The 21,207-nt window shown below is 50.4% G+C and carries 14 protein-coding genes; 8 read left to right on the forward strand and 6 right to left on the reverse strand.

Annotated elements, in window-relative coordinates; genetic code table 11:
- Positions 1 to 24: 24 nt before the first annotated feature.
- The 4 genes from H6F72_RS03510 to H6F72_RS03525 form a co-directional block, all read right to left on the reverse strand.
- Positions 25 to 2,967, reverse strand: coding sequence for a DUF3131 domain-containing protein (locus tag H6F72_RS03510; RefSeq protein WP_190431807.1), 2,943 nt, complete (start codon positions 2,965 to 2,967; stop codon positions 25 to 27).
- Positions 2,968 to 3,006: 39 nt separating this feature from the next.
- Positions 3,007 to 4,473, reverse strand: coding sequence for a DUF3131 domain-containing protein (locus tag H6F72_RS03515; RefSeq protein WP_190431808.1), 1,467 nt, complete (start codon positions 4,471 to 4,473; stop codon positions 3,007 to 3,009).
- A gap of 163 nt (positions 4,474 to 4,636) precedes the next feature.
- Positions 4,637 to 6,184, reverse strand: coding sequence for a hypothetical protein (locus H6F72_RS03520; RefSeq protein ID WP_190431810.1), 1,548 nt, complete (start codon positions 6,182 to 6,184; stop codon positions 4,637 to 4,639).
- 75 nt (positions 6,185 to 6,259) lie between these two features.
- Positions 6,260 to 6,904 (reverse strand): pentapeptide repeat-containing protein, encoded by a 645-nt coding sequence (locus H6F72_RS03525; RefSeq protein ID WP_190431812.1) that lies wholly within the window; start codon positions 6,902 to 6,904, stop codon positions 6,260 to 6,262.
- A gap of 423 nt (positions 6,905 to 7,327) precedes the next feature.
- Between H6F72_RS03525 and opgC the strand changes: the two genes are divergently transcribed.
- Positions 7,328 to 8,509 (forward strand): OpgC domain-containing protein, encoded by a 1,182-nt coding sequence (opgC, locus tag H6F72_RS03530; protein WP_190431813.1) that lies wholly within the window; start codon positions 7,328 to 7,330, stop codon positions 8,507 to 8,509.
- Between the two features lie 41 nt (positions 8,510 to 8,550).
- Positions 8,551 to 9,876, forward strand: coding sequence for a DUF3131 domain-containing protein (locus H6F72_RS03535; protein WP_190431815.1), 1,326 nt, complete (start codon positions 8,551 to 8,553; stop codon positions 9,874 to 9,876).
- Here H6F72_RS03535 and H6F72_RS03540 read toward each other — a convergent pair.
- Positions 9,854 to 10,510 (reverse strand): hypothetical protein, encoded by a 657-nt coding sequence (locus H6F72_RS03540; RefSeq protein WP_190431817.1) that lies wholly within the window; start codon positions 10,508 to 10,510, stop codon positions 9,854 to 9,856. The genes H6F72_RS03535 and H6F72_RS03540 overlap by 23 nt on opposite strands.
- Positions 10,511 to 10,690: 180 nt before the next feature.
- Here H6F72_RS03540 and H6F72_RS03545 point away from each other — a divergent pair, with 180 nt between their 5' ends.
- The 6 genes from H6F72_RS03545 (at position 10,691) to H6F72_RS03570 (ending at position 19,192) form a co-directional block, all read left to right on the forward strand.
- Positions 10,691 to 10,831 (forward strand): hypothetical protein, encoded by a 141-nt coding sequence (locus H6F72_RS03545; RefSeq protein WP_190431819.1) that lies wholly within the window; start codon positions 10,691 to 10,693, stop codon positions 10,829 to 10,831.
- On the forward strand, positions 10,810 to 11,676 hold the full coding sequence (locus H6F72_RS03550; RefSeq protein ID WP_190431821.1) for a Tab2/Atab2 family RNA-binding protein: 867 nt from the start codon (positions 10,810 to 10,812) through the stop codon (positions 11,674 to 11,676). Before H6F72_RS03545 ends, H6F72_RS03550 begins: the two co-directional genes overlap by 22 nt.
- A 111-nt stretch (positions 11,677 to 11,787) precedes the next feature.
- Positions 11,788 to 13,122 (forward strand): TldD/PmbA family protein, encoded by a 1,335-nt coding sequence (locus H6F72_RS03555; RefSeq protein ID WP_190431823.1) that lies wholly within the window; start codon positions 11,788 to 11,790, stop codon positions 13,120 to 13,122.
- 299 nt (positions 13,123 to 13,421) lie between these two features.
- Positions 13,422 to 16,040 carry a chloride channel protein gene (locus tag H6F72_RS03560; RefSeq protein WP_190431825.1) on the forward strand — a complete coding sequence of 873 codons (2,619 nt, stop codon included), beginning with the start codon at positions 13,422 to 13,424 and terminating at the stop codon, positions 16,038 to 16,040.
- Positions 16,041 to 16,266: 226 nt separating this feature from the next.
- On the forward strand, positions 16,267 to 18,309 hold the full coding sequence (locus H6F72_RS03565) for an adenylate/guanylate cyclase domain-containing protein (protein ID WP_348252015.1): 2,043 nt from the start codon (positions 16,267 to 16,269) through the stop codon (positions 18,307 to 18,309).
- 82 nt (positions 18,310 to 18,391) lie between these two features.
- Positions 18,392 to 19,192, forward strand: coding sequence for a DUF928 domain-containing protein (locus H6F72_RS03570; RefSeq protein WP_190431827.1), 801 nt, complete (start codon positions 18,392 to 18,394; stop codon positions 19,190 to 19,192).
- A 107-nt stretch (positions 19,193 to 19,299) separates the two neighbouring features.
- Here the strand turns inward: H6F72_RS03570 and H6F72_RS03575 are convergent, their stop codons facing one another.
- Positions 19,300 to 21,126, reverse strand: a complete 1,827-nt coding sequence (locus H6F72_RS03575) for a ShlB/FhaC/HecB family hemolysin secretion/activation protein (protein WP_348252016.1) — start codon at positions 21,124 to 21,126, stop codon at positions 19,300 to 19,302.
- Positions 21,127 to 21,207: the final 81 nt, after the last annotated feature.

The following is a 21,207-nucleotide window of genomic DNA, read 5'->3' on the forward strand; positions in this document are numbered from 1 at the left end:
AGATGGGGCGAGGAAATCGCAGAGCTAGAGATTGGGTTGGCGAGACTGAACCGCAGTATTGTTTGGCGCTGATGCCCAATAGGTTCCAGCTCTATCCCTCACCAGTTGGATTGCTTGCGTCGCTCTCTCAGGTAGGCCTCGCCCGGAGTCTCCTGCCGCGATCGCCTCCCACCAAGGAGATTTCGCTGATTGGGTGGGACGAATGAGCGGTTGTTGCTTGGTACTGACGTAGAGCAACGATTGCAAAATCAAGCTATTGGTACCACTGCTAAAGGCCGCGATCGTCGGTTTCCCGGTTTGCTCATAAAACCCTTCGTAGTAGCCCAGCAGCGGACTATACAAGTCTGTGACTTGCTCCCCTAGCTGACGAGCGTACTTGTTTTCTGGCAGCAAGGCGCGGAACGCAAAGGCGATCGCGGTGCTAACAATCCGCAACTCTGGAATGGCTGAACCATCATCTGCCAGCGTGGCCCAAGGCTGTTGTTTGCCTACGAGCGTGCTATGAACAATGTAGGGTTTACGGTTGATTAAAGTGGTTCCAGCGGCGGTGAAGGTGCCAGTCCGACGATAGCGTTCGGCTTGGGCTTGCAGCATGGGTTGCACCAGTTCCTTCATTTGCGGATCTAGGCCAAACTCCAAGGCATACAACACGAAGGGATCGGCGACAGTGTAAGCAGGTCTTTCTGTTTTGTTGCCAGCTTGCAACCGCTGTGTAGGCACTGGAGCACCATCTACAGTAGCGGTTTCGTATCGACCTCCTACCGCTGAGCGATCGACCTCAAAGCCCCACAACTGAAAGCCGCGAGCAGCATATTCTTCATATCCCAGATAGTTAACGGGCTTGATTCGGGTTAACCAACGTGCAGCTCTCTGGGGTTGCTGATCTCGTGTGGTGATGGCACTAAATATCTTGCCATCTCGAATTACGCGCAGAAATGACCAATCTAGAACGGTTTGATCGACCGCCTCTGTATATTCGGGATGATAGCTTTTTAGGTTGTGTAGAGCTGCTAGAAGTCGCCCTACATCGGTTCCAGACCAGCCATTCCCTTCTGTGATTGGGTTGCCCCCATAATCTACAGGTTGCAAGGTTTTTGTGTCGTAACCTCGATAAGGAAGTTCTCCGCCAAAGAGGGAGACTTGCCTTAATGCGCCTAACAACAACCGTACTCGTTGGTCGAACTCAGAAGCAGAAACAATATCTAGCGATCGCGCTGCATTCAGAGCTGCCAAATAATTACCCATGCCCCAGAGGGAAGCAGTTTTGAGGTCACTGCGATCGCTAACTAAGCCTGTATCTGGGTTGTAGTTGGACTTGAAATAGTTCCAAGCCGCTTCTGCATAGCGACGCTCTGCGACGGTTAGTGGTTTGACCGTTAAAGGAGGCTTGGATAGCCGAGAACCTACACTGCCGATAGCTGCAACCTTAACCGGAGGAGCAACCGCACGAGCAGTCGTAGCTGGAGGGGGAGTTTGAGCTTGAGTCGCCGGTTGCTGTGGGGTAGGTGGAGCAGCAGTTGGTTGTGGAGTGGATGGAGCAGCAGTTGGTTGTGGAGCCGCAGGGCTGGCAGCAGCAGTAGGTGGCTCTGAAGGAGTTGGTGCTGAGGGATTTGGTGCAGACTGTGCTGCTGTAGCACCACCACGGGGAGAGGCAAACGTTACATTACTGGAACCAATTAACGGACGGTTGCCACGAGCTTTGTAATACAGGATTTCTAAAATCAGCCCATTCGTATTGCCCGTCAAGACTTTATTGGGCTGCTTGGTGGTTTCATACAGACCTGCATAGAAGCCTGCATTCTCTGGATCTTTTAAGGTTTTGACCGCATCAAAGACTTTTTGAGCGTAAGCATTATCGGGGTACAGATAACGCCAGCCAAACGCGGCTTTGGTACTGATGTTGCGGAACTGAGGGAAAGCCTCATTCTTTTCGTTGATCGCAGCCCAAGGTACGCCGTTGGAATAGACGGTGTTGTAGATAAAGTAGGGAGCTTGGTCGAGATTATCCTCGGAAACGGCTGTTAGTTGACCTGTAGAGTCATAGCGACGTTTTTGAGCTTCTAGCACCCTAGCCGCATAGTCCCCTAAGACTCCTCCTAGACCAAATTCAATGCCGTCAAGGATATATGATTCACTCACGACATAGTTGTTGGCATTGGAACTTTGATAGTCACGGGTATCGACTGGAATTTGGACGCCATTGACATCAACAAACTTAAAAGGTTCTATCTCTAGAGCTTTAGCGGGCTTCAGATTCCAAAGCTCGTAGCCTCTGGCAGCATATTCCTCATACCCTAATCGTCCTTCTTGTACAGGAAGAGTTTTGCCATCCTCTAGGACTGCGGCTCCATACATCTGTTCATCTTTTATGGAGCGAGCCAACTGCCACTTAGACAGAACACCTTTTGTCCAGTCGGCGTATTGAGGATGGCAAGTCCGAATAATGTGCATGGCGGCGAGCAAACGCCCAATGTCAAGGGCAGACCAGCCAATACCCCGTTCTATGGGGTTATTACCATAGTCTACTAAAGCCCCAGTAGCAGTGTTGTAGACTTTGTTGGGTAAGGTGTCTTCAAATAGTCTTAAGCTAGCGAGCGTCGTCAAGAACTTATTCAGACGGGTATCAAATTCTTTTTGGTCAATCAAATTCAACCAACGAGCCGAATTCAGAGCCGTCAAGTAGTTCCCCATATCCCACAAGGTGCTAGAGGGATAATTGCCGACAGAATTCACCAATCCCGTGGCGGGCTGATAGTTCTTGACGAAGTATTGCCAAGCTGTAGTGGCGTAGGCTTGCTCTTCTGGCGTTAGAGGCACTGTGATTTCGGCACAAGCGCCACCTGTGGCAACGGGTTGCTGAGCAACTACTGGTTTGGAAAGATAAGTATTGAGCAGGAATTGAAAGCAGACCCCCACTAAAAATAGGGCGATCGCTCTAATCCATTTAGGCTGAAAAGTTCTCCGCATGCTGAAAACCAAATTAGGGACGGATATGATTGCTGTGATTTATGGCGTAGCTTGCACTCCTGCCCATACCGTGAGGGGTTTGCCCACTTTTCGATACAACAAACTCTCTAGTACTACCCCGTTGTTGTTGGCTGTAAGCGCTGCATTCGGTTCATTGAGCAACTCATAAAAGCCGTTGTACCAACCTTTTTCGGCTTTCATATTGGTGTTGACAAAATCGAATAGCTTTTGGGTGTAGTCGTTGTTGTAGAGGACATGCCAGCCCACTGCCGCTTTGGTGCTAAGGAAGCGGAGATGGTATTGTGATTTCTGCTCAGGGGTAATGGTTGACCAGGGTTCCCCGTTCACAAATAAGGTGCTGTAGACAAAGTAGGGAGCGCGATCAAGGTTGTCTTCAGTGACAGCAGTGAGTTTCTTGGTGGCACGATAACGAGCCGCCTGAGCTTCAAGAACTCGATCTGCAAAAGGCTTTGGTAATGATTGAAAGCCTGTTTCAATACCATCTAGAATGAAAGGCTCACTGAGGACATAGTTGTTGGCTTGGCTATTGGAGTAGTCTCGGCGATCGTAGGGGACTCCTTGCCCGTAGAGGTTAACGTAGGCAACTTTGGATTGATAGTCCAAGGCTTTATCAACTTTCATGCCCCAAAGTTTTAGCCCGAAAGCGGCATAATTTTCATATCCTAAACGGCCTTCCTGATTGACCTGTTCTTTGCCTTTAACTACTGCGGTGCCGTACATATCACCATCTTTGGTGAGTCGGTCAACCTTCCAGTGTTTCCAGACTGCTTCGGTCTGCTCTTGAAACTCAGGATATTTAGCGCCAATGATTTTCAGCCATATAGCCATACGTCCGATGTCTAGGGCCGACCAGCCAATCTCCTGCCGCTTGTCTAACTGCCCATAGCCCACAGGAAGCAGCGTCTTAGCGTTGTAGACCTTGTTTGGTAGTTCGCCTTTGTAGAGAGGCATTGTTGCCAAGGTTTTCAAGCTAACGCTCATTTTGGCGTTAAATTCCGTTTCTGCAACGATGCCAAGCTCCTTAGCACTGACTAATGCCGCTAGTGCTGCGGCTTGGTCCCACATCGTGATTGAAGCAAAACCATCTACCGCATTGACTAGTCCCGTCTTTTCATTCCAGTTGGCCTCAAAATATTTCCAGGCTGTCTGAGCGATCGCCTGTTCTTCGGGAGTCAGGCTACCTGCTCCTGCCCCTGCCGCTACATAAGGCGTTTTGACTGCTTGAAGTTGTTGCTGAGAAACAGGTGTGCCTTGCAAACTCCAGGATTTTGAATCTAGCTTTGCGATCTCTGTAGCTTCAGGTGGCAAACCCGGAGGGAGAGACGGTAACGGTTTGGCAATCGGTTTAGGGGAGGTCACAACTTGTGGAGCTTGCCGAGAGTTACGGGACAGTGTTTCTAATCCAGCGATCGCGATGGCAGCTGTGAGAACTCCACCTACTATTGCTAGTAACGATAATCTTTTAGAAGGAGGTTCAAAATCCATTGAGTCAAGAAGTTCAACTACAAGAATGACGTTTGTTTAAGGAATACAGAGATTAAGGTCGTGTAAGCGTACTATGTAATCTTCAATACTTTTTATACTTGAGGAACCTCCGCTTGGAATATACCCTATAGGAGATTTACTTAGGCTTTTAGGCTGAATCAAGTCAAAATTTGACCCGAAGTTGGCTGACTACCGCATCACTTTGAGCACCGCTTTCTCCTGTTTCTCGAGTAAAAATATTGCTAACGGTATAGCCAAGATCTATCTCAATAGAGGGTGATAACTCAGCTGTGCAAAGACCTTGATAGCTGTAACCGTTGGTACTGGTATCTTTTAAGCGCTGGCCTCCCAAATTGGCAGTTAACCGACAGGTGAGAAAGTCAAAAGGCTTACCCTGCCACCCTACTTCTCCGTTGTAAACAAGAAAATTTGGGGGTGAGAAGTAGCCGCTCTGCGCTTGCATATCCTTTCTCACATTCCAAGAGAACAAGTTGGCCGCAACATGAAATTGGCCAAATTTTCGTTCTAATCGGCTAAAGGACTGTGTCTCACTGTTGCCGTCGTTATAAAGTCCTACCCGGAATGACGAAAAAAGAGTTGTTTTGCGATCGATTTGCCAAAACAAATTAGGCCCAAATCTCCAAGCAGTGATTTGGTTTTCTAACGTTCTGGCATTGGCTTTATAAGGGCCTTGTTCTAAAACTCCCGTTACTGTCAGGGAAGGCGTGAGAGGCACACTAGCTTGAGCATCTAGATTGAGGGCCGCAGGCAAACGGTTGAAGAAGTCTACACCCGCTGCCACTTGTAAAGTTGATTTGCCGACCTTTGTCTGCCAGCCAATTTGAATGGGGATATTGGTGATGGTTTCAGTTTCTGGCTCCTCAAACGTGTTGAATCCCGTTTTGACTAGAAGGCGATCACCCTTATTACCCAGTTGAAATTGAGCGGTTGGCTCTATCCACTGATTATGTTGCCCAGATTGATCTTGGTTATCACGAAAATTGATTTGCAGATTTTCTAATTTAAAGGGATTAGACTTCTGGGAAGCTGTAACCGGTTCCGGCTCCTGTGGTGTCTCTAATGGCGCTGGTGCTGGAGGGGGTAGGGCGGGGGGTGGCAGTGGTGGAGGTGGCGGTGGCGGCGGGGGTACTCGTAATTCAGGGTTAAAGTTTTCTGGTCCTGAAGTGGCAATGTAGGTTGTCGTTGCCACGCCAGTAATAGTTTCTGGCTCAACTGCAACAGTGGGGAAGAGTAGAGCAACAGAACTAGCTAGCTGCTTGTCAGACTCTGCCAGTGCTTGATTTTCTGTCGCAGACATGATTGCCGTTTCAGAACTTAAAGCTTGCGAGTTAGGAAGACCTAAAGATTCAGGCTCTAAAGAGTTGGGTTTTTCTGGGGCGATCGCGGCATTCTCTAAGCTGGTGCTTGGGGTAGTGGCTGGCTCTAAAGATAGTGCTGAGGCAGATGAGTGCTGTGCTGGAAGTGAAGATGCCGTCTGGATGTCTGTTTCTGTAGCGGTATGGGTAGCTATTTCTGAAGTAGATTGCTCTGAGCGAGGCTGTAGTTCGGCCAAAATTGCGGAAGCTGCGGGATCTAAGGAGCTAGAAGTTGTAGCGATCGCTTGAACTCCAGTTCCTCCTAATATCCAGATTCCTAGACTCCAAAAAGGTAATGAGGGCGATCGCAGATGTCGTGAACTTGGGAAAAACATGGTAATCCTATCCTGCAAACTCACTTGGAAGCCTTCCTTACAGGTTTTCTAGACATCTGCATGACGCGATTGTAATTATGTTATTGAGGACTCTGATCGTTTGACGCCAAACACATTGGCTGTCTCTAAATTCGTTTCGGTGAGGTCTGCTTCCAGCAGGTTTGCTTCACGCAAATTGGCTCCATCAAAGTTGGCTCGGCGTAGATTAGCTCCGCTCAAATTGGCTTCACTCAAATTTGCTCCTACTAAGTTAGCGGCTGTTAAATTGGCCCCGCTTAAAACTGCACCACTTAAGTTAGCTCCACTGAAGTCTACCCGAACTAAATCGGCTCCTATCAGCAGCACTGCTCCCTTCAAGATAGTTTTTTGAAAGTTGGCTTCTGTCAGATTAGCCATACAAAGATTGGCCCCTGTCAAGTTGGCCTCCCTACAATGCGATCGCGTTAAGTTAGCTTGACTAACATTGGCTCCATCCAAATTAGCCCCTACAAGATTGGCCCCTGTGAGGTTGGCTCCCACGAGTTTAGTGACGATCAGATTAGCCTTGGACAAGTCTGTACCCATCAAATTGGCATTGCTGAGGTTAGCCGCCATCAAGTTTGCTCCGCTCAAATTGGCTCCAGCTAAATTCGCACCCGTTAAATTAGCGCCTACCAAATTAATCTGACTAAAATCTCGTTGTCCGGAGTCATATTGTTTCTGGAGCGTTGCAGTATCCATAAATCCTATAATTGGCTGATTAATTGATGACTAACAAACTAGGCTGGTTGGGAAAAGAGTGGCAGCTAAATCCCGCTTCGCTTTCCACGTAGGGGCGATGGCCACTGGTAAAATTTGAAACCCAGTTCTAGCGCTAAGATATCTTCTTTTGTTTCGCCCTTCATTGCTCCTTAAGACGGGATGTTATCAAGCTCGAAGGATGATGCATCGCTCTGCTCTAGCTGTAATGTCTTCAGATTCTTTGTCGTAGGACGGGCTGTGGTCCAAAGCTATTTTCCTCTCCGATACCAGTAGTGGTAGCAAATTCAGCAAGAGTTCAGCCATTTGATGGACGCGGAGAGACGACGGTAACCTGGATAACAAAATAGGCCTGCCTCGATCTGCATGCCTGCTCGTTCCTGGTAATTCTTCCTCCTACACTCAATGTCTGATTCAGAGCTAAAGCCGATCATGGCTGATACGGCAACTCCTAATACCTACGTGTTTTCCCGCAAGCAGTGGGTTTATGACCCTAGCGTGGATGCCAAGCGAGATCTCCGCCTAGATTTTCTGCGAGGCTTAGCGATCGCATCAATGGTGATCAATCACTTGGAGAGCCGTTCTTACTTCAACAACATCACTCAGGGGCACATCTACGCCAGTTCTGCGGAAGGATTCGTTTTTCTATCGGGCATGGTTTTGGGGTTGGTGACACGCCAGCGAATTCAAAAAATTGGCTTACCCGAAGCCATGAAAAAGCTATTAGAGCGAGCTTGGACACTGTATAAAACTAGCTTTATCCTGATGGCGACCTTAGGGCTGTTGTCAATCTTCTTTCCAGGCTGGACTCGCCCTGCTTTTGAAGCCGCTCCCGGAAGTTGGTGGCAAATTCTCTTAGCTGCTGCCACATTGCATTTAGCTCCTCCAGTAATTGACATCTTGCAGCTCTACGTCTTGTGCCTAGTTGCCTCTCCCGGTATGTTTTGGCTGTTACGCAGAGGGCTGTGGGCACCACTTCTGGCCATTTCCTGGTCTGTGTGGAGTTTGCAGCAGTTGCATCCTTACGCACTCAGCTTCCATCCGCTCGATCGCGATCATCCTTATTTCTCCTTTGCTTCTTGGCAGATCTTGTATGTGCATGGTTTGGCCGCAGGCTACTACCGATCGCAGTTGCAACAACTCTGGGCGCGGATTCCTAAACTGCCACTGGTCACAGTTCTAGTCACGATTGTGATTGCGGCGATGGTAGCGGCTCAGTACGACATGCAATTGGGCGTTTGGCCTGCGAATGTCTCTCAGCGAGTTCAGTGGTTGCAGTGGACTGACCGCAGTATCAACGGTCCCATTCGGTTAGTGACTTTATTGGGTTTGTTTCCTTTGCTGTACATGGTAGTCAACACATTTTGGCTCCCCCTTAATAAAGCACTAGGCAAACTTTTGATCCCTCTAGGGCAAAACTCCCTTTATGTCTATGTAATGCATGTGCCCCTGACGGTGTTGTGGTTTATGGTTCCGGGGCTCACCACAGGGGACGCCCTAGTGACAACCCTGTTGCAGGCGATCGCGATCGGATTCTTCTGGTTCCTCATCAAAAAACAATTTCTGTTCAATGTGGTTCCTCGTTAAACGACCTATCCCTCGCTAGCCTCATTATTAAAAAAGTTGTTATGGAAACATCCGATCGCCGCTTCAATCTGATTCAGCAGGTTGCTCTGTGCAGTGCTATCTTTTTGGTTGCCTTTGGCGTCCACAAAGCATTAGCCTGGCGCGAAACCTCGGTTTTGCCTGTTCCCGTCACCCGACAGATTCCCCTGAGTGGCGAAGATAAAAACCTGGCTCGCAATGCTTGGCGCTATTTTGAATTAAACCGTTCCCAGACTGGACTCGTCACTTCAGCCGCAGGCTTCCCCGCGACGACGATGTGGGATGTTGCCAATCAGTTAGCAGGGATGGTGGCAGCGCGAGAACTGGGTCTGATTTCTCTGCAAGAGTTTGATCCCTGGATGACTCAGGTTCTAGCCACCCTCCAAAAGTTGCCGCTGTATCGTAACGAGCTACCCAATAAAGCCTATAACGCTACGACTTTGGTGCCGATTGATTACGGACAACCAGAAAAACGGCAGGAGGTTGGGTTTTCGGCAGTAGAGCTGGGCAGATTGGCTCGCTGGCTAGACATCGTGGCAGTGCGCTATCCCCAACATGCAGCCGCTAGCCGAGCAGTAACCAGTCGTTGGAAGTTGGACCGACTGGTGAAGGATGGCCAGATCATGGCAGCAACCACTGCCTCTGGTAAGGAAGTTTGGCAGCCGGAAGGAACTTTGGGCTACGAGCAATATGCAGCATACGGTTTAAGCAAGCTGGGGCTGAAACCAACTCAAGCTCTAGATGTAAAGACGCAAACTCAACTCGTCGATGTGATGAATGTGGAGGTGCCAACCGATAAACAGGGGACGAAGCCCAACTGTGTCGTGAGTGAACCTTATGTCTTGGATGGCCTAGAAAGCGGCTTTAAAGCGCTGCCCGTAGAATATGCCGCTCGTTTACTCCAAGCTCAACAGCATCGATATCTAGCGACAAATCAACTGACGGCTTGGTCGGAAACAAACTTAGATCAGGCTCCTTGGCAGGTCCATAACTGTGTAGTGGCTGATGGTCGTCCTTGGCAAACCGTGACACCTGGGGGAGAGGACGCGACTGCTTTTCGAGGTAGTAGTACCAAGATTGCGATCGCCTGGAATGTCTTGTTCCGTAACCGCTACACCGAGCGAACCTACAAGGGAATGCGCTGGCTGGCTGATCCCCAACAGGGAGTATTCGCTGGCTTCTACGAAGAGAGTCAACAGCCCAACCGAGCGTTGACCCTAAACACCAATGCCATTGTTTTGGAAGCATTGCTGTATAACCAGACGGCACAACCTATAGAGGAATGGGCTAGCAACTCACAAGTTGTTTCTCGGTCAACAGGTGGTTTTAGCCTGACCGACGAAAATTAGAAGATTCTATGCTCGACTTTATCGTCATGTTAGATAACTTAGTCCGTGATGATAATCTCAACTCTTCAGCCAGTAGACTCACGATTTCGTCCACTTGACTAGTGAGGGTTTGAAAGACGAAATCATGATGGATCTTCCATTCCTCATGAGGTGCTTCTTTCCGAATTAAAGTGGCAAGTCTAATATCTAATCCCATGAGTGAATCTGTACAAAAGATCAGCAGAGTTTGATAGATTTCATTTGAAGTTAGGCGCGATGCTTTACTAATCTCAGGGCGGATTTTGCCGAAATACATCCAAGCCTTTTCAGCGTATTCTTCGACCGCAGCTTCGTACCTTGCTTGATCGTGATTAACTTTGTGATAGGACACGGATAGGACAAGCAGATGAAACTCCCACAATAGCTGTACTAAGGTATCTAAAAGTTGTGCTTGTGCTTCAATAACTTTGTTTTGTCGTGTCAACTCAGCTTCAAATTCTTTCTGTTCTCTGAGTTTGCGATCGTCAATAATTTTCTGCTCTTTTAGTTTGCGCTCATCTACCTTTTTAAGAATGTAGGGCACAAGAAAGCCACTCAGGCTGGCAGTTAAAACTAGAAGAATGGCACTCTCTCGAAAATTTTGACTTAAAAGCATGAAGGGTTCCTTGATTTAGGAGCTAAAGGAATCTAAGCAGTTTGATTCTGGATAGGCGTAATAGGCGTAAAGTTCTCATGCCGAAGTGTTTTGTCTACACGGTAGAATGCCGCCCCTGTTGTCTACAGTTCCCCAAAACCTGCGGCCTGTAATTTTCTCAAGCTAAAAACTGCGTGATAGATGGGCCATAACTACGCTCTCTCCACAGTCGTCGTGTCTCTAGGAGCCAGCGTCACCGATACTGGTAATGGGGTAGATAGTTTGGTTCTGCTCTGGCTCAATGATTTGCGTGTGGCTGTATGGGTATCGTCTGGGAATTAGATTTTTATTCACGTCCGATTTTGGACGAAAGTGGCAAAAAACTGTGGGAAGTGCTGGTCTGTGAAAGCCCCTTGGAGGCAGGCCAAAAGCCCGAAACCCTCTTTCGCTATGCCCAGTATTGCCCCAGCACCCAGGTAAACTCCCTGTGGTTGCAGGAAGCATTGCAAAACGCGATCGCTCAAGCGCCTCAACCCCCGGCTGAGATTCGCTTTTTTCGTCGCCAGATGACGAACATGATCAACAAAGCCTGCGAAGACTTAGGCATTGCTTGTGAAGTCAGCCGCCGCACCTTTGCGCTCAATCATTGGTTGCAAGAGCGAGAGCAACTTGTCTATCCCGATCAACCAGGATTCCAACCAGGAGCGAATCCGTCAGTTAGTTACGAAACCACCACTCCGCAACCGCTACCCGATGCTTTGATCGGCCAGCAGTGGGCTTTTGTTACCCTCGAAGCTAGTGCCTTTGCAGAAATGGCAGAGTGGGAAATTGCCTTTACAAGGGCTTTTCCTCTAGAAATTCTGAAACTAGCCCCTGATACCAAAATTCCAGGACTGATCATTTTTTCGCATAGAGCCTTAGCTTTGGCGGGTTGGATGTCTGGTTTAGAGTTGGCCTTCCTTAAAATGGATACCAGCGTTACCAAACCAAGATTGTTGCTCGAAACAGGTTTAAGCGATCGCTGGATTTTAGCCAATCTCACCACGCCACAACTGCAAGCGGAAGCGCAAGGATTCGAGCAAGCCAAACAAGCCGCGCAGCAAGTGCATTTTGTGGCGGTGCAGTCTGATCCGGAAGCCGAATCTTTTGCGGGATTTTGGTTATTGCAGGAACTAAATCTGGCTTAAATTGGGTTCCAAACTAGCGTAAAGTGATCCCAGGTGGATGAAGTGACGCGATTAATTGAGTCATGTAATCTCCGCCTGCTTCCCCGTTAGCTTCACTCGTCCACAGATTTTATGGGTCTTGACGAACTACAGCCAGAGATGCCAGCAGAACAACTGTTGGAGCTAGCCGCCCGCGCAGGTGCCGAAGCAGCGGAAGTGTTTCAATCGCGATCGCTTTCCCGTCCTGTTTTCTTTGAAGCCAATCGCCTCAAGCAGCTAGAGAGTACGCAGTCTGAAGGTACGGCATTACGCCTTTGGCAAGATGGCCGTCCTGGTTTAGCGGTCGCCTATGGTCCTGTAGAGCCACAAGCCTTGGTAGACCGAGCCTTGGCGCTCAGCCAACTAAATGAGCCAGAGGCAATCGAGCTAACGACAGGATCTAAAGTGTTTTACCCAGATGTGGGGGAGGCGATCGCCGTTGAGCAGCTCGTGGGTTGGGGCAAGGAAGCGATCGCCTTAGTCCGGGAGGCCTACCCAGAAAGCCTCTGTACCGCTGAGTGGGAGTGCGAAGCTGAGAGCACCCGTTTGCTCAACTCTGAAGGATTGGATTTTAGCTATACCGACACTACCTTAAGTTGTTTTTTGTCGGCGGAGTGGATTCGCGGTGACGATTTTCTTAGCGTCTCAGATGGGCAAATCCAACGTGGCAATTTAGACCCAGTGGCTTTGGCTCAGGAAGTGTTGCAACGCTTGGAGTGGGCGAAAGAAAATGTGCCAACCCCTAGCGGTCGGGTACCAATCCTATTCACCTCCAAAGCCGCCGACATGATTTGGGGTACGGTGCAAGCGGCACTGAGCGGTAAGCAGGTAATTGAGCGGGCCTCTCCTTGGAGCGATCGCTTAGGCGAACAAGTGATTTCCGATGCGCTAACCATTTCTCAGCATCCCAGTCGCGGTCCCTTTAGTTGCCCCTTCGATGATGAAGGCACACCGACTCGGCCTCTGGTTTTCATCCAAGACGGAGTGCTGCAATTGTTCTATACCGATCGCACCAGTGGGCGTTTGCTGGGGAGCGGAACGACAGGCAACGGCTTCCGTCCTGGTTTAGGCAGTTATCCCACACCCGGTTTGTTCAACTTGTTGATCGAACCCAGTGCGATGATGGCTAGCTCCACTGCCACCAAGTCTCTCCTAGATTTAATCGCCAGCCTTGATGAAGGATTGGTGCTCGATCAGATGTTGGGAGGTGGCGCGGGGATTTCTGGGGACTTCTCAGTGAATGTGGATTTAGGCTACCGCGTCAAGCAGGGGCAGATTGTGGGCCGTGTCAAGGACACGATGATTTCTGGCAATGTCTACACAGCCTTGAATCAACTGGTAGATATTGGCAGTGATGCTGACTGGAACGGTGCTTGCTATACCCCTTCGTTGATTGTGGAAGGGCTGTCTGTGACGGGGCGGCACTAGGCCATGAGGCCAGAATCAAGCGATCGCTGCTCTGACTGATGTCGTTCACTCGCTAGTTCAATTTTAAGGATTTGGGAAACTTGGATGCAGTTTGAGTAAAGCGCTGATGCAAGTTGCTCCTAGAGGAATCTGCCGACAGCAATTTTCCGTCCGATACTGAGATCTAGTGATTGCTGGGTTGGCTCTTGGCATCATTCAGGCTTAATTTGCTGTTTACCTATTGCGCATTAGGCAAACATGACATCGCCCCAGCGTGATGTTTATCTGAGTCCAAGTCTTCCTATTGAGCCGTCGGCCTGATGTGGTATCTTTCCCTCCCCCAGCATCTCCGTCAATTTTTGCGGCCTAAGCGTCTGGCTATCTTTGAAGCTTGTGCGATTGGGTTGGTCTCTGCCTTAGCAGCGGTTTTGCTCAAACAGGGGTCTGGGTGGTTGGGTGGCTGGCGCATTACAGCGGGACATACATTTCCAGCTTGGCTGGTTTTACCAACGATTGGTTTGATTGGCGGTAGCTTAACAGGCTGGTTGATTCAGCGCCTAGCCCCGGAAGCTTCTGGAAGTGGCATACCCCAAGTCAAAGCAGCTTTGGCTTATGTGCCGATCGCCCTAAATCTACGGGTGGCATTGGTTAAGCTGGTGACCACTATGTTGTCGCTGGGGTCTGGATTAACCCTGGGGCGGCAGGGGCCGACGGTGCAAGTGGGAGCAGCTTTGGCCGCGCAGTTTAGTCGTTGGGTACCTACCTCTCCCGACTACCAACGCCAGTTACTAGCGGCAGGAGCGGCAGCAGGTTTAGCGGCTGGGTTTAACGCTCCGATCGCGGGGGTGATCTTTGTCGTGGAGGAACTGCTGCAAGATGTGTCTAACTTGACGCTGGGCACAGCAATTCTGGCTTCCTTTGTGGGTGGGGTGGTGTCTCGCTTACTAGGAGGGCATGGGTTGAATATGATCCTGACAACCTCGAATGCCAAATTTTCTCTGGCAGAAATTCCCCTGTTTCTATTGTTGGGGGTCTTAGCAGGGTTGTTGGGCGCATTATTCTGTAAGGGGATTTTTGTCAGCTTAGATCTAAACCGGAAGTTGCTGCGCACAGGTGGGTTACCGCTGCGAATCGGTTTGGCTGGACTGCTGTCGGGTCTGGTTCTAGCTTTTTTGCCCGCTTCTCTGCGCGACAATACTGGGCTGCAAGAGTTTCTGGTAACAGGGGGAGCAGGGTGGCAAATCACGGCCCTGGCGTTTGTAACCAAATTTTTGCTGACTTTAGTGGCTTACGGTTCCGGGGCACCCGGTGGCTTATTTGCACCATCGCTAATTCTTGGCTCAGCCTTGGGGTATTTGGTGAGCCTTGGTGCCGAAGCTCTACAGACGTTGTTAGGAGTCCCACCTGATTTGGCGATCGCGATTGGTTCTCCGACCACCTACGCCTTAACGGGAATGGGGGCTTTCTTTAGTGCCGTGACTCGCGGCCCCATCACCGCGATCGTGATTGTGTTTGAGATGACCACTGACTTCAATTTGGTGCTGCCGCTGATGATGGGGTCGGTGGTGGCTTATTTGGTGGCAGAAGCGATCGCCAGTGGCTCGATTTACAAGCGGCTTTTGGCTTGGAATGGCATTTATTTGGAGCAGGAAGCCCCCATCGAAGGCCGTTTATCTGGTTTGACGGCAGCCGATATTATGCAGAGACGGGTGGAAACGCTGTCGAGTCAGATGATTTTAGAAGAAGTGGTGCAAGCATTTTCGCGATCGCATCACCGGGGCTTCCCAGTGGTGGATCAAGGGAAATTGGTGGGCATCGTCACTCAAACAGATTTGGGCAATATTGCTCAGCAGCAACTATCTGAGACCATGCCGCTCCGCGCCTTGATGACGCCGCAGCCTGTCACCGTCAACCCGAAAGATCCGCTGTCTCATGTGCTGTACTTGCTCAACAGTTACAAAATCAGCCGTTTGCCTGTGACGGAAGGCCGCAAGCTGGTGGGCATTATAACGCGAGCCGATATCATTCGGGCGCAATCGGATCAACTGAGTGGTAAGACGGAGCAGTTGGGGCCGCAACCGGAAGCATCCTATGTGGTGTACCAAACGCGATCGCCCGCTTTGGGTCGGGGTCGCTTATTGCTACCCTTAAGCAATCCTCAAACCGCAGCTTCTTTGATTCGCCTGGCTACTGCCATTGCCCGCGATCGCAACTTAGAAATTGAATGCCTGCAAGTAGTACTCATTCCGCGCAGTAATTCTCCGGCAGAAACCGCTGTCAGTACTGCTAAAAGTCGGCGATTGTTACGGCAGGCAGAAAACTTGGGCCGAGCTTGGCAGATTCCAGTCCATACCCAAATTCGTGTGGCCCATGATGTATCGCAAGCAATTCTGGAAACTATTAAAGACCGTCATATTGACCTAATCTTAATGGGCTGGAAAGGCACCACTGCGACTCCGGGGAGAGTGTTTGGGGGAGCTGTCGATACCGTAATCCGCCAAGCCTCTTGCGATGTCGTCCTAGCCAGACTGCGTGGCACCGAAACTTTTAATCGCTGGCTCGTGCCGATCGCGGGTGGACCGAATGCTCAATATGCGGTGCAACTGCTACCTGCTCTTACGTCTCTCGGAGAAACACCGCTGGTTAAACTTTGTCAAGTGTTTGAGCCAAACCAGCAAGAACCAAATACCTCCATCCTCGACCAAGCGGCGCGATCGCTGGATCGTCGCCTGGCGACTCCCGTTATCGTGACCCCGGTTTGGGGCGCTTCGGTGTCCGAGGCGGTGGTGAAGTTGGCCCAGAAAGAACGGTGCGATGTCATTGCCTTAGGAGCTAGTCGGGAAGGGATGCTGCAACAAGCAATTAAAGGTAACATTCCCGAAGCGATCGCTCGTAATAGCCAATGCACCGTGATTCTGGTGCGCCGCGCGATCGCCTAAATTTAGCCCAGCAGGCTCATGCTCATAGGTGAAGCGGCATGGTTAAAAAATTGACTTACTTAAGTAGATGAAGTCTTTTGCCGATTAAGCCATTGGGGCATGGTTGTTTCAGTGGACTCTGGGTTTACTAAACTATCAGAGTCAGCAGCTCAGGGATGGGTGCAGGTTGTAGCTTGTAGTGTATCAGTACCAATGAGTTGACTTGATTAACTAGCTGAGAACTTCTGTGATCCTCAAATTTCCTCCTGCGCTTCGGATTGAGTGGTCAGATTTAACGGGTGTGCCAGTCGTGGCGATCGCCAGTCTTGTCGTAACTGGATTAGTGCTGAGTGTGCGCCCTATGAGAGGGTTGCAATCTCTAGAACTCGTGGCGTTCGATCGCATGGTGCAGCTCCGTCCCCAAGCCACCCCTGATCAGCGGTTTCTAGTGGTTGCCATTACCGAAGCAGACTTAAAGAAGCAGCAGCGATGGCCGATCTCCGATCAAGTGCTGGCGCAGGCTTTAGCGAATTTGCAAAAAGCCAAACCCCGAGTCATTGGCTTAGATCTGTACCGCAATTTTCCGCATGAACCTGGTTGGAAATTGCTGACTCAGCAGTTTAAAGCGCCCAATCTGATTGCGATTACCAATATTGGTGATACAGAGAGTGGCGGTACGCCGCCTCCGATGGTGGTACCGAGCGATCGCGTGGGCTTCAACGATGTGGTGACTGATGCTGATGGCGTCATTCGCCGCAACTTCATGTTTGGCAATACAGAAACCACAGAGCTGTACTCCTTTTCCCTCCGGGTGGCTCAGCATTACTTGGCATCCCAGAAACAGTGGCCCCAAGCAGCTTGGAAAGACTATGGCGAGGTCCGCTGGGGCCAAGCTATATTCACACCCCTGCAAACGAATGCAGGCGGTTATCAAAACGTGGATGCAGATGCGTATCAAATTCTGTTGAATTATCGTGCCGCTCGCGATGTATCACCACAGGTAACGCTGACGCAGATCCTCGACCAGCAAGTTGACCCCGCCTTAATTAAAGACAAGATTGTCCTAATTGGTACCACCGCGCCTAGCCTTAAAGATGAATTTTTCACGCCTTATAGTTCAGCGGCCTGGGTGAATAATCCCAACATGCCAGGGGTACTAATTCATGCGCAAATGGTAAGCCAGATTTTGGATGCTGTCTCCGGCGATCGCCCGCTGTTTTGGTTTTGGCCAGAGTGGGCAGAAATTTTGTGGATTGCCAGTTGGTCGGTAGTGGGCGGTGCGGTTGCTTGGATTATGCGCCAACCGTTTACTTTAGCTCTGAGCGGCATTCTGCTGCTGGGCGTGCTGACTGGCAGCACCTTTGGCATCTTCCTCCACCAAGGCTGGGTGCCTGTGATGACCCCAACGATCGCAGCTGTCATGACGGTGGGCTTGGTAGTCAGTTACCGCGCGCAGCAAGCCCAACGCCAACAGAAAACAGTAATGACTCTGCTGGGACAAAACACCTCGCCAGAGATTGCTGCTGCGTTGTGGAGTAGCCGCGATCGCCTGCTTAAGTCAGGCAAACTCCCTGGACAACGGCTGACCACGACCGTATTGTTTACTGATATCAAAGACTTCAGCACCGTTTCTGAGCAGATGTCGCCTGAGGCTTTGTTGAACTGGCTGAACGAATATTTGTCTGTGATGACCCAGGAGGTGCAAACCCACCACGGCATTATTAATAAGTTCACTGGGGATGGGCTGATGGCAGTCTTTGGCGTTCCGGTACCGCGCACTAGTGCAGCCGAAATTGCGGAAGATGCCAAGCAAGCGGTGGCTTGTGCTTTGGCTTTTGGCGATCGCCTACGGGAGTTAAATCCGGGTTGGCAAGCACGCGGTCTACCCGTTGTGCAGATGCGAGCAGGCATCTTTACAGGTCCGGTGGTCGTCGGCAGCTTGGGTGGCAAAAACCGTCTAGAGTACGGCGTGATTGGCGATAGCGTCAATATTGCCTCTCGCTTAGAGAGCTGTGAAAAAGATCGCCATGTGGATTTTTGCCGTGTCTTGATTGCCCAGGAAACTTTAGAGCATTTGAATCAGCAATTTGCGGTTGAAGCTTGGGGACCACTGGCTCTCAAAGGCAAACAACAAATGGTTGATGTCTATCGAGTCATTGGTTGGCAGACTCCAGATGCTGAGGCGATCGCCCCTGCTTTGAACAGCCCTACCTTGGTCACTATTGAGATGCCTCAAGAACCCTTTGTCGCCCAGGTAGACACAGAAACCAAAACGGTAGATTCTCATTGAGGTAGCGGATTGAGCAGACGAACTTGCGGATGCCGTATCTTTGCTGGTGAATTTTAAGTTATGCGACCTACGGGTGATCAGTATGCGTCAAAAACAATCTCGGACAACTTTGCTAAAAAATTGCCTAGCTCTCTCTCTAGGGTTATTTGTTTGCAGCTGGCCCACCCTCACTCTGGCTCAGAGCCAGCAGCCATCAACCACTGTCAAGCGTCGTCTGCCAGGTCGTCGGGTCGGTGCGGGAACTCGTGGGCCTTGCACCAATCCGAAGCAGCCTTTAGTCGCCTTGATCCCCGATACTAATCTGGGGCTAACTGCTGAGAAATATCCCACTTTCTTCTGGTTCATTCCGCCCACACCAGCACGCACCGCTGAATTTGTGCTGAACAATGAGAAGAAACAGGAAATCTACAAAACAACTTTTGCGATTACTGGGTCGCCAGGAGTCATCAACGTCACCCTGCCCGCAAATGCGACCCTACCGCCGCTAGAAGTAAACAAGAATTACTCTTGGACGTTTTCTTTAATCTGCAATCCGTCCGATCCTTCCGCCGTTGATTTTGTCCAAGGATGGGTGCAACGGGTGGCCCTCAGCCGCGATGTAGGAAATCAACTGACCAAAGCCGCCCCACGCGATCGCCCCGCCATTTATGCCAAAGAGGGCATCTGGAACGATACGCTCAAGAGCCTGAGCGAGTTACGCCGCGACAACCCTCGCGATCGCGCCTTGACGACAGATTGGGAAACTTTGTTGAAGTCGGTGGGGTTAGACACTGTAGCTAAAGCGCCTTTAGTGCAGTGCTGCTCTCAAACTAACCGAGCTTCAGGAGATACTCGTTCTACCAGTTCCAATTCCAGACCCTCGACTTCAAGCAGTACTCGCTAGCGCTGACTGATTTTATTTGGCCCGCTGGTAGGGCGATCGCGCACTCTTCCATCCTTACTATTGGGCTGCCTTCACAGTGGTCGGCAACCCTTGGTAAAGCGGATGAGTTAGGGACGAACCACAACACTGAAGTAGAAGGCTTCATCTTGGGCGTTCTGGCCGCGATCGCTCAAGTCTACTAGGGGAAAGGCATAATCTAGGCGAATGTTCAGACCTGCGACAGGCCGCCACAACAGTCCTACCCCTGCGCCCGCTAGAAATCGCTCATTGTTGATTTCGTTGGGATTTCTGGCATCGTTCCACACCGCTCCTAAGTCAAAGAAAGGCGCTAGCTGGAGAATCGGCAATCCTGCTTCATTCCGTTGCAAAGCAATCCGATCTTCGAGTGAGAAGCGCACCCCGTTATCTCCAGAGCGGGCGTTCTGGCGGAACCCTCGCACCGACTGCCCGCCCCCAATTACAAACTGCTGTGAGGGCAAGAGACTATCGGGTGTGAGTTGCAAATCTAATTGAGCAATTAGCAAATTATCCGTGCCGAGAGCTTGAACCCGCTGCGCTTGCCCTAACCAGCTAAAGAACCGCCCATCAGGAATCGGATCGGGATTGGCGGTGGCATCAAACACATCCACCCCGACATTAAACTGCGATCGCAAGGCCCAAGCACCCGTTGGATCACGTTTGACGTAATCTTGACCAAACTTGATCACACTGGTACGGCTAACACCATTAGGGCCAGTCCCGATCACAAACGGATTGGGGATGTCGTTGAACAGAAAAGTTTGCCCGTCTTGGAAGGTAAAGCCCAAAGAGAGGGCCAATTCTTCGCGGGGCGATCGCACTAAAGGTTGACGATAGCTAATCTCGTACAACTCCGAGCTGCCGCGAATGCCCAGTTCCGAAAACTCTGGATCGGTAATCTTGTAGTCATTAGGAGCAGCCCGCAACTGAATCGTGCCGTTCATGGCATTAATTGGGACTCGGTAGCTGAAGTCATACAACTCAGCACCCCCCGTGGTAGACACATAGTAAGCCCCCGCGAGTTGATCGCCGAGTCCAGTTAAGTTGCGATGCACGGCACTCACGCCTAGACGCTCAGACCCCACACTCGGTGGGGAATAGTTGTCGGCGCTGAGGTAAAAGTCAAACGGGTTTGCTTCCATAACCCGAACGGTCAAAATGCTTTGGCCAAGCTGTTCACCCGCCCGTAAACTCGCTTCGACGTTCTTAAACAGAGGATCAGTTTTGAGCAGGCGTAATTGGTCTTCTAGATCGTCTTTCCTCAGCGGCGTTTTGGCTCCCAACTGAATGCGATCGCGAATGTAACCTGTATTAACTCGGCGATTGCCTTCGACTTCAATCCGCTCCAAGCTACCTTCAATCACACGAATCCTAACGACCCCATCTGTAATTGTTTGATCCACCAGGATGGCACGAGAGGTGATGTAGCCTCTGTTGAGATAAAGCTGCGTAATGGCATCCGCTACTGTCCGTAGTTCCTCCAGCGTTAAAGAGCGTCCTTCGTAAGGCTGCACGATCGAGTCCAGTTCCCGTGGCTCGAAAATCGTACTGCCAATCACTTCAATCTCTTTAACTGGAATGGTGACATCAGGCTGGGCGGGAGGGGTTTCTGGGGTAGGCGTGGGTAAGATTGGCTGTTCTGCTTCCGTAGGAGCAGGAACTGGCAGGGTTGGTTGGGGTTGCAGGAAGCGGTCCTGATTTGGGTCAGGCTGCGGATTACTAGGCAGCGTAGGCACAGCTTGAGCAACTTGATGATTCAGCCCTGGATCAACGGGGAGTGTAGTTACACTAGCCCAAGCTGAATTGGGGTTGAGCTGAATCGGTACTGCCAAGGTCGAGACTAACAGCCCTAAAACCTGGGTGTTAGAGGCGATCGCTTGTCCCTGCTCAAAAAACTGCCAAAAAATTTTTCTCACACTCTACCCCAATCGTTGCTGCTGCCGCACAATTTGCTGCCCTCTATTCTACGGTCCAAATTTTATTGATCAGTATCATTA

Source organism: Trichocoleus sp. FACHB-46 (assembly GCF_014695385.1).
Classification (GTDB): Bacteria; Cyanobacteriota; Cyanobacteriia; order FACHB-46; family FACHB-46; genus Trichocoleus.